The sequence below is a fragment of the Methanococcoides sp. LMO-2 genome, from assembly GCF_038432375.1.
Taxonomy (GTDB): Archaea; Halobacteriota; Methanosarcinia; order Methanosarcinales; family Methanosarcinaceae; genus Methanococcoides; species Methanococcoides cohabitans.
In genome coordinates, this window is the sequence record NZ_JBCAUS010000003.1 from 1 (window position 1) to 15,649 (window position 15,649).

At 41.6% G+C, this 15,649-nt stretch carries 12 protein-coding genes; 6 read left to right on the forward strand and 6 right to left on the reverse strand.

The window, feature by feature from the left end; genetic code table 11:
- Positions 1-738: 738 nt before the first annotated feature.
- The 4 genes from eif1A to WOA13_RS05230 all read left to right on the forward strand — a co-directional run bounded on the left by eif1A (position 739) and on the right by WOA13_RS05230 (position 2,952).
- Complete coding sequence (gene eif1A / locus WOA13_RS05215) at positions 739-1,059, forward strand: translation initiation factor eIF-1A (protein ID WP_342127172.1); 321 nt, start codon at positions 739-741, stop codon at positions 1,057-1,059.
- 2 nt (positions 1,060-1,061) lie between these two features.
- Complete coding sequence (locus tag WOA13_RS05220) at positions 1,062-1,859, forward strand: serine protein kinase RIO (RefSeq protein WP_342126902.1); 798 nt, start codon at positions 1,062-1,064, stop codon at positions 1,857-1,859.
- A gap of 38 nt (positions 1,860-1,897) precedes the next feature.
- Complete coding sequence (locus WOA13_RS05225) at positions 1,898-2,434, forward strand: KH domain-containing protein (RefSeq protein WP_342126903.1); 537 nt, start codon at positions 1,898-1,900, stop codon at positions 2,432-2,434.
- Positions 2,435-2,544: 110 nt separating this feature from the next.
- Entirely contained in the window at positions 2,545-2,952 is a 408-nt protein-coding gene (locus WOA13_RS05230; RefSeq protein WP_342126904.1) for a fasciclin domain-containing protein, read from the forward strand.
- A 16-nt stretch (positions 2,953-2,968) separates the two neighbouring features.
- Here WOA13_RS05230 and WOA13_RS05235 read toward each other — a convergent pair whose 3' ends face one another.
- The 5 genes from WOA13_RS05235 to WOA13_RS05255 form a co-directional block, all read right to left on the reverse strand.
- Positions 2,969-4,549, reverse strand: coding sequence for a sensor histidine kinase (locus WOA13_RS05235; RefSeq protein WP_342126905.1), 1,581 nt, complete (start codon positions 4,547-4,549; stop codon positions 2,969-2,971).
- 279 nt (positions 4,550-4,828) lie between these two features.
- A complete protein-coding gene (locus WOA13_RS05240; protein ID WP_342126906.1) occupies positions 4,829-5,926 on the reverse strand; it encodes a (Fe-S)-binding protein in 1,098 nt (365 codons plus the stop codon).
- On the reverse strand, positions 5,927-7,351 hold the full coding sequence (locus tag WOA13_RS05245; protein WP_342126907.1) for an FAD-binding oxidoreductase: 1,425 nt from the start codon (positions 7,349-7,351) through the stop codon (positions 5,927-5,929). It lies immediately after the preceding gene.
- A 10-nt stretch (positions 7,352-7,361) separates the two neighbouring features.
- Positions 7,362-8,612 carry a nickel-dependent lactate racemase family protein gene (locus WOA13_RS05250; RefSeq protein WP_342126908.1) on the reverse strand — a complete coding sequence of 417 codons (1,251 nt, stop codon included), beginning with the start codon at positions 8,610-8,612 and terminating at the stop codon, positions 7,362-7,364.
- 323 nt (positions 8,613-8,935) lie between these two features.
- The gene (locus WOA13_RS05255; RefSeq protein WP_342126909.1) at positions 8,936-10,135 is read right to left on the reverse strand and encodes a mechanosensitive ion channel family protein; all 1,200 of its coding nucleotides are present in this window, start codon (positions 10,133-10,135) and stop codon (positions 8,936-8,938) included.
- A gap of 264 nt (positions 10,136-10,399) precedes the next feature.
- Here WOA13_RS05255 and WOA13_RS05260 point away from each other — a divergent pair, with 264 nt between their 5' ends.
- A complete protein-coding gene (locus tag WOA13_RS05260) occupies positions 10,400-13,075 on the forward strand; it encodes a tetratricopeptide repeat protein (protein WP_342126910.1) in 2,676 nt (891 codons plus the stop codon).
- Between the two features lie 43 nt (positions 13,076-13,118).
- Here the strand turns inward: WOA13_RS05260 and WOA13_RS05265 are convergent, their stop codons facing one another.
- Positions 13,119-13,631, reverse strand: coding sequence for a hypothetical protein (locus tag WOA13_RS05265; protein WP_342126911.1), 513 nt, complete (start codon positions 13,629-13,631; stop codon positions 13,119-13,121).
- Positions 13,632-13,885: 254 nt separating this feature from the next.
- On the opposite strand from WOA13_RS05265, the gene WOA13_RS05270 reads away from it, so the two are divergent.
- Positions 13,886-15,649, forward strand: coding sequence for a PAS domain S-box protein (locus tag WOA13_RS05270; RefSeq protein ID WP_342126912.1), 1,764 nt, complete (start codon positions 13,886-13,888; stop codon positions 15,647-15,649).

Genomic DNA, 15,649 nt, shown 5'->3' on the forward strand with positions numbered 1-15,649 from the left:
ATCAACCAGAGTTATTTGTTAAAGCACACAAAATTTGGAAGTTAACTAAGAATTGTCGGAAAAGAACTCTATTTAATTAGAGAGTTGTTTTCTATGCACAATAGTTGGTTATTTCTTTTTGATAGATAATGTCACTATCAGTCAGAATTAACCGAACTGCCACTTTCAACGTCAGACCGGAAAAGCTCCGGTCTCCACCAATGATTTTGATTTGGAGGTGATAAATCCACACACATTGTGCGGAATTGAATATATGTCGTTTTTAGTATATAAGACTTTGGATTGCTTATATACTTGCAGACTCACAATAGAAAGCGATAAAGCGAATCAAACGTAATTGTTGACCCGTATTATTGCCCGCCTTGCGAGGTCTCCTAAATGCACGGACTTGTATATAAGCGTTTTGATTGCCCACATACATCCATGCTCGCAACGAAGAGCAAAAGAAACGACCACTGATCATAGTGATCCGCATTCTTACTCGCCTTGCGAGGACTCCTACATATACAAACTAGTATAAATAGATATCCATTGCCATACTTTTTACTTATCTACTCGAGGAGAAACTCGCGATATTGCCATACTCTAATAAGGCCAATAATGCAATACAACTTCATGACAAAAATAGCAGAATAATTACAAAAACGGGTCCAAACAATAGAAAACATACGCAACCTTTAACAATATATGGTGCATAAATGATGCGATATATTGTATAAATTTGAAAGAGGAATCAAACTGTACAAAAAGAACTCCGGTAACAACAATGCTGCACCTCAGCAGGTAACACGTGTAAGAACACCACGAAAAGAGAACGGAGAAATCCTTGCAACCGTAGAGAACCTTCTGGGTGCAAACCGACTAAGACTGCGGTGCATGGATGGTGTGGTCCGCATGGGACGCATTCCCGGATCTATGAAAAAGAGAACATGGATACGCGAAGGTGACATTGTTATTGCAGTACCATGGGATTTCCAGGATACAAAAGCAGATGTCATCTGGAAATATACCCGCCCACAGGTAAACTGGCTTGAACGCAAAGGTTTCCTCAAAGGATAATTATGAAAAAAAAACTAGAAGGCAAAATAAAGCGTCTTGACAATGATGTCGATAAATTACGTGTTCGACGCAAAGACAGCGATACGCTCAAAGTGATCGAGAATGTATTTGATAATGCCACTTTAAAAGCACTCTATACTCTCTCAAACAAGGGGATTGTAGAAGCCCTGGGCGGGTCCATCAGTACAGGAAAGGAAGCAAACGTGTTCCTCGCCAGTGGCGAAAACGAAAAGGATATCGCAGTAAAGATCTACAGGATATCTTCAAGCACTTTCAGATCAATGGAAGATTACATCCTCGGAGATCCGCGTTTTAGTAACGTACGCCACAACAAAAGGGACATAATCTTTGCATGGACAAGAAAAGAGTTCAGAAACCTTATGCGTGCAAAGGCCGCCGGGATCCGCGTACCAGAACCCATTATAACTGAAAGGAACATCCTGATAATGGAATTCATGGGCGAGAATGGAAATCCTTACCCCCTGCTCAAAGAAACAAAACTGGATGAGGAAGAAGGACAGAAAATCTTCGAAACAATAGTAGAAGACATGCATAAGCTTTACAAAGAAGCAAGCCTCGTCCATGGTGACCTGAGCGAATACAACATACTTATCGATCCAGAAGACATAACACCCATTATTATCGATATGGGACAATCTGTGACTCTGGAGCACCCGCGCGCAGACCAGTTCCTGAGGCGAGACATAGAGAACCTGCTCAGGTACTTTAAGCGATACAAGATCGATGCGTCACCTCAAAGCATCTACGAGCGGATAAAAAGAACAGAACCTGATAACTAAAAACGTAATTAAGATCACAATAATCAACAGGAATACATATGACCCATATCAAAGTACCACAGGACAGGATCGGCGCGATCATCGGCCCAAAAGGCAATGTTAAAAAGATGATCGAGGAAAAATCCACCTCTAAATTGGAAATTGACAGTGAAAACGGAACCATCGAGATCGTACCCGGAGACGACCCGGTAGGGGCTATGAGAGCAGCCGATGTAATACAGGCCATAGGAAGAGGATTCAATCCTGAAAAGGCCTACAGCTTCTTTGACAACGATATGCTGATGCTTGAAATAATTGACCTCTCACATGCAGCATCCACTCCAAAAGAATTGCTGCGCCTCAAAGGAAGGATCATCGGCAAAGGTGGAAAGACCAGAGAGATCGCAGAGAGCCTCATCGGTGTAAAGATATCAGTCTACGGGAAAACAGTAAGCATAATCGGTGACCCTGAACAGATAATCATAATCAGGACCGCAATGGAAATGCTCATCGACGGTGCGAACCACGGTTCAGTATACAGCTTCCTCGAAAAGAAGAAGCAGGACCTTATGCGAGCACAACTTGATTCATATTAATACCAGATCTTTGAAGGGGTACCATACAGCACATACAAAACCCCTTCATACCACATTATTCCTTGAGCCGGACACTTCATTCCTGTAAATACCTCCCGGAGGCTAATGAAATGGGTGAAACAAAGACCATCGTACAAAAAGCAATCGAAATGGGTGATTTTTCAACACTGGTAGATGCGGCTAAAAAATTAGGCCTTGACAAGAAGTTCGATAGCGACGGACCATATACAATATTCGCACCTATGGAAAAGGCATTCGAACCAATACCCGATAGTGTGATAGATGAAGCTTTTGATGACCCTGATTACCTCATGAATGTCATAAACTACCATATCGTAAAAGGAAAATACCTGATATCAGACCTTATGGAAACTGACTCATTGACCGCACTCAATGACAAGGAACTGGAAATTTCAAAAGATGGTGATGTAAAGATCAACGGGATCCCCATCGAAAAAGAAGATATCGAATGCAGCAATGGGGTAATTCATGCCATTGCAGATATACTGATACCCTGAATCCTGCAATAAAGGCTTAAAGTGGAAGCATCACATGAACCGTGGTGCCCTTCCCCTGTTCACTTTCTACCCACATCTGCCCTTCATGCAGACCTACAAGTTTCTTCGTGAGCGCAAGCCCCAGACCGGTGCCACTATAAAGCCTCTTTGTAGAACCATCTACCTGATAGAACTTGTCATAAAGATGAGGCAATTGCTCCTTTGGAATACCAATACCATCGTCCTTAATGGTGATATGCACCATCTCACCAAGCGTTACGGCATCAATGGCAACAGTTCCCCCCTCTGAAGTGAATTTTACAGCATTTGATAATAGGTTGTAAATAATATGCCTGAACTTTGCCTTGTCGGCATTGACCTGTGGAAGATCCGGATCCAGATCATAAGAGAATGACACATTCTTTTCCAGAATAGAATGCATTATAGAATCTTTTGCCTCCATGATAACCGGGATCATAGCAAACGTTTCGAAGGTTACTTCCTCTTTACCTGCTTCTATCATTGAGATCTCAAGAATATCATTTATGATCTCAGAAAGGTGGTTGCCGTTCTTGGAGACGTTCTGCAGATATCTTCGCTGAACATCGTTGAGCTCACCGCATCTGCCATCAAGCAGTATCTCCGAAAACCCTATAACTGAATTAAGAGGCGTCCTGAGTTCATGACTTACATTAGCAAGGAACTCACTCTTGGAACAATTAGCAGCATCCTCAAGAGCCTGTGCACGTTTAAGACATTCTTCAGCATTCTTTGTTTCACTGATATCATGGATCATTATAGAAAGCTGAGAGGGTACATTGTCCTTGTCAACCATAACATTACAATCAACCATAGCAGGGAAAATACTGCCATTCTTCCTCATATTCCAAACCTCTTCCTGTTTGAAATTACCATCTGCAAGCACCATGTCAAGCAAATATTTCAAGCGAGGAACCTGATCATCGTCACAGAACATAAGGAAGTCACCTCCGGGAATCTCTTCCGGAGAATATCCATGCATTATTGCAAAAGCCTCGTTAAGATAAAGGAGAGTTCCCTTCATATCCACGATTGCAACCCCATATTTTGCCGTATCTGCAAGAGTCTTAAAAATAACCAGGTCCTTTTCCACAAGTATTTGCTCGGCAAAACTTCCAAGGAAATCTGAAATGCAGTCGATGAGATCCTTTTCTTCATTCAAACAAGAGAGAATACCGGCACTATCCGGCATTTCCTGAAAATAAACCTCTAACTTTCCATGGACAGTCCCTTCAACAAGTATGTCAGAAGCATATTTCGAAGACGAAAGATTAAACTCCCCTGACTGAAAAACCATATCATCGAACTTGATCCTCGAACAGGATATGGAGGATTTTTGCATCCCCGATGGAACCATGTTCACAACATTCCGAAAACCAGCCTCCAGAGAGGCGGAATCATTAATAGCTTTATGAACCGAATTCAAAAAACGCACAAAACTCATCCGATTATCATGAGTTGGGGCCTGCCCTTTTGGAACACTGGCCAGGTCAGACCTATTAATAATTTCAACATTACCAGGGTCGTTACTATTGACCATTACGCACGAGGAGCGTCCATTTTCCTTTTCTGAGATCATCTATCTTCCACATCTACGCCTGAACTAACTGCAAAGACAACTACACAGAATTGCTTTACAAAGACATGAATGACATCTTTTTCAATGTCACCGTACTACCACCTTTACCGGAATGATTGAACCATGATACCTTTTGGTTCCAACAATACCTATAGGTCAATTGATACAAAAGATATTAAAGACTTTCTTCATAAAAACAGAAAAAAGATAGACCGAACCGCCAATAAATGAACGATTCGGGAAGCAGATTGTCATTAAAGGATGAGCTCACTACAAACGTTAATCCGTTTCCAGAAGTTCATCAATAAGCTCAAGCAGATCACGAATCTCAAGATCAGAAGTTCCATCCAGTCCAAGTGTCAGGTTATTGACACAGAAAGGACATGTTGTAAGCAAAACATCTGCTATCCGGGCCTGTTCAACTCGTTTTGCTGCGATCTGTTGTGAGATCTCCGGGAACTGTGACCTGACACCACCGCCGCCACCACAGCAACGTGCAGATTCCCGACTATCTTTCATTTCCAGAAAATCGATCTCAGGTATCATGTTGATAAGATCACGGGGTGCATCATAAATACCCAGATGCCTTCCGATGTGGCATGGGTCATGGTAAGTCACTTTCCTGTTGAAAGGCTTTAGATCGAGATCCTGCTCGCTGAGCCACTCTACGAAGTGCATGGCTTTGAAATTCATATTCACTAAATGAGGGTATTCTTTCCTGAACATCCTTAAACACCCCGCACATGAGAAAAGCACGATCTTAGCACCGGTGTCTTCTATAGCTTTAATGTTAGCCTCCGCCTGCCCCCTTATGACCTCATCGGAAAAACCGATCCTTCCGAGTACGCTGCCACAGCAGACCTCATCAAGCAGTGTATAATCAACACCAAGTTTCTTCAATATGGAGATCCCTGCCATAGAAGTCTCCTGGTTACGGTAAGCTGCGCTGCACCCTGTAAAATATGCGATCTTAGCGGGATGAGGATCTTCTCCAAATACCTCCCTTCGGCTTTTCGATTCACCGAACGGATTTCCCAGTGTAGCTATTGAATCTGCTATCTTCCTGTGAGTTGAACCTACGGCACCTGAAGCCACGATGTCCTTCCTGGCAGCTTCGATGACCCCAACTACCTCCGTGGACGAAGGGCACCTGCGGGTACAATCGGCACAGGTAGTACACTGATATATGCGTTCCAGCACCGATTCATCAGGTTCGATGTCACCTGCGTATAGCCCATAACAAAGAGCCATCTTACCCCTTGCTACTGACGAATCCCATTCAAGATTATCAAAAATAGGGCAGATCTCCTTACAGAAGCCGCACTGCGTGCAGTTAAGCATCTCCTTTTTCCATTCCTTCAGATTATCTGTCCTCATTCACTCTTCCTCCAGATGATACCTCAGACGGGAAATGAAATTATCCTCCCAGTCCATGATCTTGTTCGGGTTCATAATATTATTAGGATCAAGAGCCATCTTGATCGTTCTCATGGCATCAAGGCTGCATTTTCTCTCCCTGAGGAAGAAAGGAGCTTTGGTCATACCAACCCCATGCTCCCCGGTGATCGTACCGCCAAGATCCATGACCTTGCTGTAGATCTCCTCCACTGCCTTTTCTGCCTGATCCCAGTGAGACCTCTTCGTGGGATCCATTAAAACTTTTGTATGCAGGTTCCCATCACCTGAGTGACCATAACTTGCAATTACAATGTCATATTTATCGGAAATTTCCTGAAAAGCTGTTACGGCTTCAGGAACCTTGCTCATTGGCACAGCCATGTCATCGGCAAGCATAACGGTCACCAGATCATCATCATACTTCGACAATGCAGGGATCATCGCCTTTCTGCCCTTCCAGAGCTCCTCCTTTCTCTCAGGATGATCTGTGAAGTCAACAGAAAGCGCACCGGAAGACTTGCAAACTTCCATCACTTTTCGTATCTGGTCCTTCACATCATTAACACTACCATCAACCTCGATCAACAAAATGGCCTCCTCATCAGGAAGTCCCATGCAAACAGCCTTGTTCACTGCCTCGATGCAAACCCTGGACATCAGTTCAAGCCCCGAAGGTATCAATGGCCTTGCGATCATGTTAGCAACACACTGACCTGCTTTTTCCAGGGTATCGAATACCGCCACTGCAACCGCAGTTGCCTCCGGCAATGGGGCGATCCTCAGTGTTATCTCGGTTATGATTCCAAGAGTACCTTCCATGCCACACATCAGCTTTTCCAGCTGGTAGCCAGCGGAGTTCTTCAGAGTCCTTGAACCAAGCTTTGCAATATCCCCCTTGGGGAACACAACCTCCATGCCAAGGACATAATCTCTTGTAGCACCATATTTCACAGCATTACCACCCGAGGCATTGGTAGCCACCATTCCCCCGATGTTAGCAACATTCCCACTGGATGGACCGGGGATGAAAAAACCATATTTTTCAAGCTCTGCGTTCAGGTCCTTGTGGGTCACACCAGGCTCTACCACCACATAAAGGTCCTCAATATGCAACTCCTTTATTGTGTTCATCCTCTGCAGATCAATGACCAAGCCACCTGCAACAGGTACACTGTGACCACAAAGTGCGGTTCCGGCACCCCTCGGTACTATCGGGAAAAGATGCTCATTCGCAAGCTTCACTATTTTCTCGATCTCAGCAGTCGTCCTTGGCCTTATCACAGCATCAGGCATACTACGGTGGATGCCGGCATCGGTAGAGTAGGCATACAGCTCAGCCGTGGAGGTCCTGATATGAGCCTCACCTACAATATCCCGCAACTTGTTAATGATCTGCTGGTCCATTATTTCACCTTTATTCAATAAGAGGAATTGTCAGACTGCCCTGTGGCAGAATAATAGCATGTGGTTCCTTGCCCTGTTCCCTGATAAGACCGACCGCTTTATCGAAAGCTTCCTGGATCCCTTCCTGTGATTCCAGTTTCGCAGACCTCAGGACATCACTATCAAGGTCGGAAACTGCCCACATCTTAGCCCACGTACCTATCTGTGCCATCCTTGCTGCCTTGTGGAATCCAAGCTTGTAACATTCGGATGTCTTCTCCATGACTTCAGAGCAGGTCGCTGAGGAACCAAGCAGATTAAGGAAAGTATCCTCCCCTACGCCATCACGGCACTTGGACACTAATATAATGATACCGCCCTCTTCGAGAGCAAGCCTTCCATTTTCGAGAGCCTTTTGCGACTGGTAAAGATCTATATCCATTGGATATGGTGCCGCTGTGAGTACGATGTTCCCTTTTTTGCTGAGCTTAGTGCAGAATACCTCATTGGCCTTATCAACAGCAGCATCAAAGGACCCGAACAGGTCCCCTGCTGTCATTGCATAAAGACCATGGTCTGCAGTAAGAACTGTCTGGACCGAGAATATATTAAGGTCCTTAAGCACCTCCATGGCATCGGTCATGTCCTCTGCCACAGGATTGCCTTCAAGTGCAAGCGATTGTGCCGCATTGGAAAGAGCATGCTTATGGTTCATCTCAATTGTCTTATAGCCTGCAACTCCCGGAAGGAAGGCTTTTCTGCCACCGGTATAGCCTGCAAAATAATGTGGCTCCACACTTCCGATAACAAGAATGTTGCCTGCCTGGCGCACCATCTTGTTGATATACATTTCAGTGCCATTGGAGGAAACACCCAGATACTCCATATCTTCGTCCTTTCTGGCATCATGCACGAAGATCTGTTCCTTCATTTCATCATAGATCTCACCGAAAATAAACCTGAACTCATCCTCTGTAGGTGCCCTGTGTGCACCGGTCGCCACTATGAACTTCACATCAGGATGATCCGCCAGGATACCTTTCATGTCCTGAAGGACACGGGCAGTTGGAGTCGGGCGGGTGGCATCATTAACTATGACCAGAAGGCTGTCAGTATTCTTCACAAACTCATCAAAAGGTTCCCTGCCGATCGGATGTGAAAGTGCATGTGAGATTATCCCGGACTCATCCCCTACCTCCGGCTCATTTGGCGAAAGTACCTCATGCGGGATATTTACTTCAAGATCAACAAAATCCTTACCATAGGGAATCTTCACATTCATTCCATCTTCTCCTTTTACGCGCATCAGGACATACAATTAATACTACCATAACCGGACCAGACCGGATTATAACATAACAGTGTATAATTGCACCACTGTAAGCAAAGTTAGTATAAAAAGGCTAGCTATGGTACAAAGAAACAAGTTACAATATAAAAGAATAACCCTTGTGATCCTCAAGGACAAATAAAAGAGATAATCAAGAGTATATCAAAAAAATGACTCAACCCTCACAGAACAAGGTCATCGATTACCAAAAGGACTCATCGGAAATTAGCAGTGATGTATTTTATTTTTCCCTTCAATTGTATTATTACACCGTCTTATTTTTTTTGTTCAATTTCATTACTGACCCTGTCCAGCAGTTCCTTAAGTCCAATATTGATGTCACCTGCCCTTGAGTCGAGATACTGGAGAGATTTTAGCCGGACACCATCCGTAGAAGTATTCTCTTCATTTCCCAGGGACTCGATTACAGAAGCCAGATCTTCTTTAAGATCTTCCTTTTGCCCCAATAAGGAATCAAGAGCTTTTTTTTCCGTTGCCCTGAGATTCTCATCAGCTACCCGATTGACAAGGCCGACAAACTCATTCTGCTTCTGTTCCATATCTTCTATCATTTTGGAGATCTTCTTGGTTATCTCAGCCTCAATGGCCTTTCCAAATATGACATCCTCTGTGGTAACCTCCGTAACATACTCATAGGTCGCTGGTGGCTTAACAGTTACCTTATCGTGATCAGCAGGTATGAAAATAGCATCATCGGGATAAACTCTCTGGTTCATGAATGTCGGAGATACTATTTCGATGTGATCTTCATGAAGGCTGTCAAACATCATCTTTTTCAGGTCTGACCTTTTGGTTATAAGGCTGGATACATCCTTCAAAAGACCTCCTACCTTGTATGTAACTGAAAAATCCCCCAATTCGACCACATGCACAAAGATGTTCTCAAGCTCTACCTCCTCTGCTGCCTTGACAAGAGACTTTTCAACCCTTTCCCTTGACACATTATAACCTAACGAAACAGTGGTAGAAATAACCGTACCGGATGAACTAATAGTTACCAGCGGATTAGAGATCAGTTTCAGATTCGGGATCGTTATGAGATCACGATCAATTGACTGGACCTGAGTATGCAGGATACCAATGTCAGAAACCCTTCCAAAGGTATCTTCAACCCTGATAAAATCGCCCGCCTTGAAAGGCTTTATGCGGCTTAGCATTATGCCTGACATACCATTTGCCACAAAAGTTGTAGATGAAAGAGCGATGGTAGCACCAATCAGGATACCAAAAAAGCTCAGAAGGGTCTGCTTCGTGTTGTCCGGTATCGGAAGGCTAAGCACGAGAACAACTAGCCCGATAAAAGCGACCAGCAGTAAGATAAATTGCTCAAAGGTCTTTTGCTCTGAGAATATACGGGTCTTACGGAAAACGAAGCTCAATAATGCCAAAAGGATAAGAGTACCCGCAACTACAATGATGCTAAAGTAATAGTCTTCCAGTACTATAATGTTCATAGCCCCCAATACGTGCAAACTGTACAGATTATTAGATAGATAGTAATTTCACATTTTCTTTATAAAAAACTGTTTGTAAAAAACACAACTAAAAAAACCTAAAGAGGGGGACCACAGATCCAACGGAATCAACATATATTTAAATCATTCTACATCCCCCATAATAATGTAGAAACGGTGCCAGAAAAAGACATCTAAATCGGAGAAGAAGCAACCAAAAGTATCAATAAACAAAAATTGATGCAAAATTATTTAAATCTAAAAATGGAAGTAGTATATATGCATCTTGATTATGCTGAGAAGTGGATTAAAAAAGGGGACAGTTTCTTTAGTTTGAAGAAGTACGAAGAAGCCATTGACGCATACGATAAAGCACTTGAGATATATCCAAAGGATGAAGGAGCATGGGAAAGTAAAGGAAATGCTTATTTTAATCTCAGGAGATACGAAGAGGCTATCGAAGCATACAATAAGGCACTTGAACTTAATTCGGAACTTGAAGGCATCTGGATGAACAAAGGAAATGCTGCCTTTAACCTTAAGGAATATGAAGAAGCCATTGAAGCATACGATCAGGCCATAAACATTTATCCGGAAAATGAAAATGCCTGGATAAACAAAGGAAACGCTTTTTTTAACCTCAAAGAATATGAGGAAACAATTGATGCATACACTAAAGCCCTGGACATATACCCTGAAGAGGAAAATGTATGGATCAATAAGGGAAATGCATTCTCACACTTGAAAAAGTATGAAGAGGCAATTGAAGCCTACAATAAAGCCCTTGAACTTAATCCTGAATCAAAGGATGCCTGGGAGAACAAGGGAGTTGCATATTCCCATATGAAAAAGGGTGATGAGGCCATAGAGGCATTCAACAAAACCCTGGAAATAGACCCTGACAATGAAGAAGCATGGGAAAGTAAGGGCAATGCACTCTATGAACTTGAGAAATATGAGGAAGCAATAGAAGCATTCAACAAGACCCTGGAAATAGACCCAAAAAATGACAAGACATGGGCTAAAAAGGGTAACTCCCATTTCAATCTTAAAGAATATGAAAAAGCAATAGAAGCTTTCAATAAAACTCTGGAGATAGACCCAGAAAATGGAAAAGCATGGGCAAAGAAGGGTAACTGCCATTTTGACCTGAAAGATTATCCGGAAGCAATAGGGGCATTTGATAAGGCCCTGGAGATCGATCCGAAGGACGGAACAATATGGGCAAGCAAAGGAAATGCATCCCTGATCCTCAAAAAGTATGAAGAAGCTACCGAAGCATACGGAAAAGCTACCGCTATCGATCCGGAGAACGGGATAATATGGGCAAGCAAGGGAAATGCATCCTTAATTCTGGAGAAATATGAGGAAGCGGTCCTGGCATATGAAAAAGCCACACAGCTTGACCCGGATAATGCAAGCATATGGGCAAGTAAAGGAAACGCCCACACCAACCTGAAACAGTATGAAGATGCGATCCAGGCATACAATAAGGTCACAGACATTGATCCAAAGGATGAGGAAATATGGGTCAGCAAAGGAGATGCATACTTCAACCTGGAAAGATATGAAGAAGCAATCCAGGCATACGATAAAGCCCTGAAACTCGATCCGAATGATGAAATGGCATGGACCTATAAAGGAAATGCCTGTTCGATCCTCGAAAGGCACGGGGAAGCAATTGAAGCTTACGAAAAGGCCACTGAGATCAATCCCGACTCAAAGGATATCTGGATCAACAAAGGAAACACACTTTTCACTCTCGAAATATACGCAGAAGCTATAGAGGCTTATGACAAAGCAATTGAGATAGATCAGGGACAGGAAAGTGTATGGACCAACAAGGGAAATTCATGTTTCTGCCTTGAAAGATACGAGGAAGCGATATATGCATACGACAAAGCCACGGAACTCGATCCGGAATATGAATTTGTCTGGGCCAACAAGGGTAATGCATATACACATATTAAAAAATACGAAGATGCAATAAAAGCATATACTAAGGCACTGGAGTTGAAGCCAAATGACAAGAACGCCTGGGCCAACAAAGGAAATGCATATTCGCACCTTAAAGCATATGAGGACGCCATCGTAGCTTATGAGAAAGCTTTGCAGATCGACCCTGAAGATGAAAAGACCTGGATCAATAAAGGAAATGCATATTCCCAGGTGAAAAAGTATGAGGAAGCGATCAATGCATATGAGAAAGCTCTTCAGTTGAATTCGAATGATGAGAATGTGTGGATCAGCAAAGGAAATGTTTACTATCATCTGAAGAAGTACGAGAAAGCGATCGAGACATACGATAAGGCCCTTGAACTTAATGCGGAAGCAGAGGACGTGTGGACCAACAAAGGTAACGTATTGTCACATATGAAGAAATTTGAGGAATCCTCTGAAGCATACAATAAGGCCCTGAAGGTCAATCCGGAAAATGTGGCGTCTCACCTTAATTATGCAAATACATTAAGAGAGAATAAAAAATTCAGTGAAGCTGAAACAGAAGTAATGCTCGTACTCCAGATGAACCCTTCAAATTCATTCGCATTAGGAGCTCTTGGAGATATCCTCTCAGACGAAGGATATTTCGAAAAAGCGATCGAGGAATACGAAAAGGCACTTTTCAATTCTGAGGAAATGCACCCTTCTTCGATCTCGGAGATCTACAACAATATGGGCAGAGCATATGGAGAACTGGAAGATTACGAGAAAGCTGAGAAATATTTCCGGAAGGCTCTGTCAGAAGACGAATATAACGTAAAAGCAATAAGGAACAGTCGAATTCTTGAGAAGATGAAAGAATCACGAGGATTGTTGAAGAGGATGTTTAAAGGCAAGCGTTCAAATGAAGCGAAACCTGAGTTTGAGCTGAGCAGCAGTTATGGCCTCATCGAATCAAAGAACCAGATCCATGAAAATACTCTTGAAATTGAGTACTGATGCTCGTACATTCAAAGAGTTGGTAAAAGTATAACACACAAATTCAGGAGAGCATTTTTTTGAACATTCTCCTGATAAGTGTCTTTTTTAGAAGGAAATAATCTTCTGTTGCATTCATGATAGCACGCTTTTCCAGCAGTTTCCTGTCCTCGGACCACCGGGACATTGCTTTCTCCAGCATGTCCATTAGATGAACACGCTTTTCTTTCGGAAGTTTTGTGAGAAGATCCACACGGGTAGTTACTATCTTGAAAAGGTCCGCTTCGGATAATTCTCCTTCAGCATCAAGCATTTTGCTTATAGCTTCCAGTCTTTGGTCATCCGGCATACTATAGAATTCATCCAGCTTCTTGCATAATGCATCGCACTTCTCTTTCTCAGATTTTGAGGCAATATGCTTTATTGTTTCTGTGATGCAGCTGACGGTCTCTACCTGCTCTTTGTACAACTTACAGACCGGACATTTTTGAAAATGCTCATCGATCGAACCGGAATCGTTACCAATACATTCCTCACACGCTTTTGCAAGCTCTTCCAACTTCTCTTCTGCGATCATAATTCAACAACTCCAATAAGAGGTTTGGATTCACTTTTATATATATCTGAGCTTTGAGCTTTGCAACAATGAATCAGAAGAATTGGGCCAAGAGAAACAACTGAAAGATTAATATAACCTATATAATTTGATTGAATAATAACTAGACTATTAATCGAAGGGTTTATATATAAATTTATTGTAAGATTCAAAACAAAGAATTATATCAAAAAAATTTATTAAATCATTTATAAATAATCCGATGGAGTAATATAATGGCTACATATTTGGAAACACAAAGATCAATACTTGAAAATGAAATATCATTAAAAAATCAGGCTATTGAATCAAGCATTAATGCCATTGCTTTAACAGACCTAAATGGGGAGATTATTTACATAAACAAACCTTTTTTAAAATTATTCGATGTTAGTAATAAAAAGAATTTTTTGAAGAACCATTCGACCAGCTTCTGGAACGAACAAACCGAAGCAATAGAAATTATAAAAAATATTCATCAAACAGAGTTTTGGTCTGGAGAAATTGAAGTTACAAAAACGAACGGTTCAAAGATTATAACATTATTCTCTGCCAATGCCATAAAGAGCAAAGCAGGCAAATCAATTGCCATAATGATATCGATTATTGATATTTCCAAAGAAAAAGAATTGGAAAAAGATCTCGAAACAATCTTTAATTCTATTAATGATGAAATTGCAATATTTGCACTTGATGGGCACTTCTTAGAAGCTAACAGAGTTACGTTTGAGAGATTGGGATATAGTAAAAGTGAATTGACCCAGATGTCGGTAATGGATGTAACACCGCCTGAATATAGAGAGAACTTGCGCAAGCAGGTACTTGAAAAATTAGAAAGAGGAGGTGGAATCATTGAAACTGTCAGCAGGCATAAAGATGGTTCATTGATTCCAATCGAACTCAATATCCAATCTATTGAGTACAAAGGAAAACCTGCCATCATAACTGTTGCCAGAGATACAACCGATCGTAAAAAGGCAGAAAATGCCTTGAAAGCAAGCGAGGAAAAATATTCGAATCTTGTTGAAAATGGAAATGACGGAATAATCATAATTCAGGATAATTTACTAAAATATATAAACCAAAAATTTGAAAATATGGCAGGGTATTCAAAAGATGAAATACTCGGTAGATCATTTTTTGATATTGTTTCAGAAGAAGATCGAGACATCACATTGAACAGGCATAAAAAAAGATTTACCCATAGCGATTTTACCAATAATTATGAGATAGAGATATTGTCAAAGAATGGTAAACGTGTTCCAGTAGAGATCAGCGGATCAATTATCGATTATGAAGGCAGGCCTGCAAATATGGCAATTATACGCGATATAACTGAGAGAAAGAAGCTGAAACAAAAAATAAGAGAAACTGACATTAAAAACGAAGCAATCCTTAATGCTTTACCTGATCTAATCTTTCAATGCAATAAAGAAGGAACTATTCTTGACTTCCGCCCATCAACTGAAATAGATACATATGTTCAACCTAAAGACTTTTTGGATAAAAATGTCAAAGAAGTGTTGCCAGAAGATATTGCAGCTAAAGTAATTTCATCGATCGACCAAGCCATCAAAACAAAAGAATTACAGCGTTTTTATTACGAACTTAGGACAAATAGAAAGTTGAATTACTTTGAAGCCCGGGTTGTGCTTACCGGAGAAGACTCCACATTAGCTATTATATCAGACATTACTGATCGTAAGTTAGCAGAGATCAAGCTGAAGAAAAGTGAAGAGAAATATTCAGCTCTCGTAGAAAATGGGAATGATGGCATCCTCATTGTTCAAGACGATTTAGTAAAATATGCAAATTCAAAAATGACAGAGATGGTTGGATATAGTCTTAAAGAAGCAATTGGAAGCCCTTTTTTAGAATATGTACATGAAAATCACCGAGAATTGGTTTTCGATAAATATGAAAAGAAATTAAAAGTAGGAAATGAAATTCGGTCCAGATATGAGTTCGACATTCTTTCCAAAGATGGGGGGAAAATATAG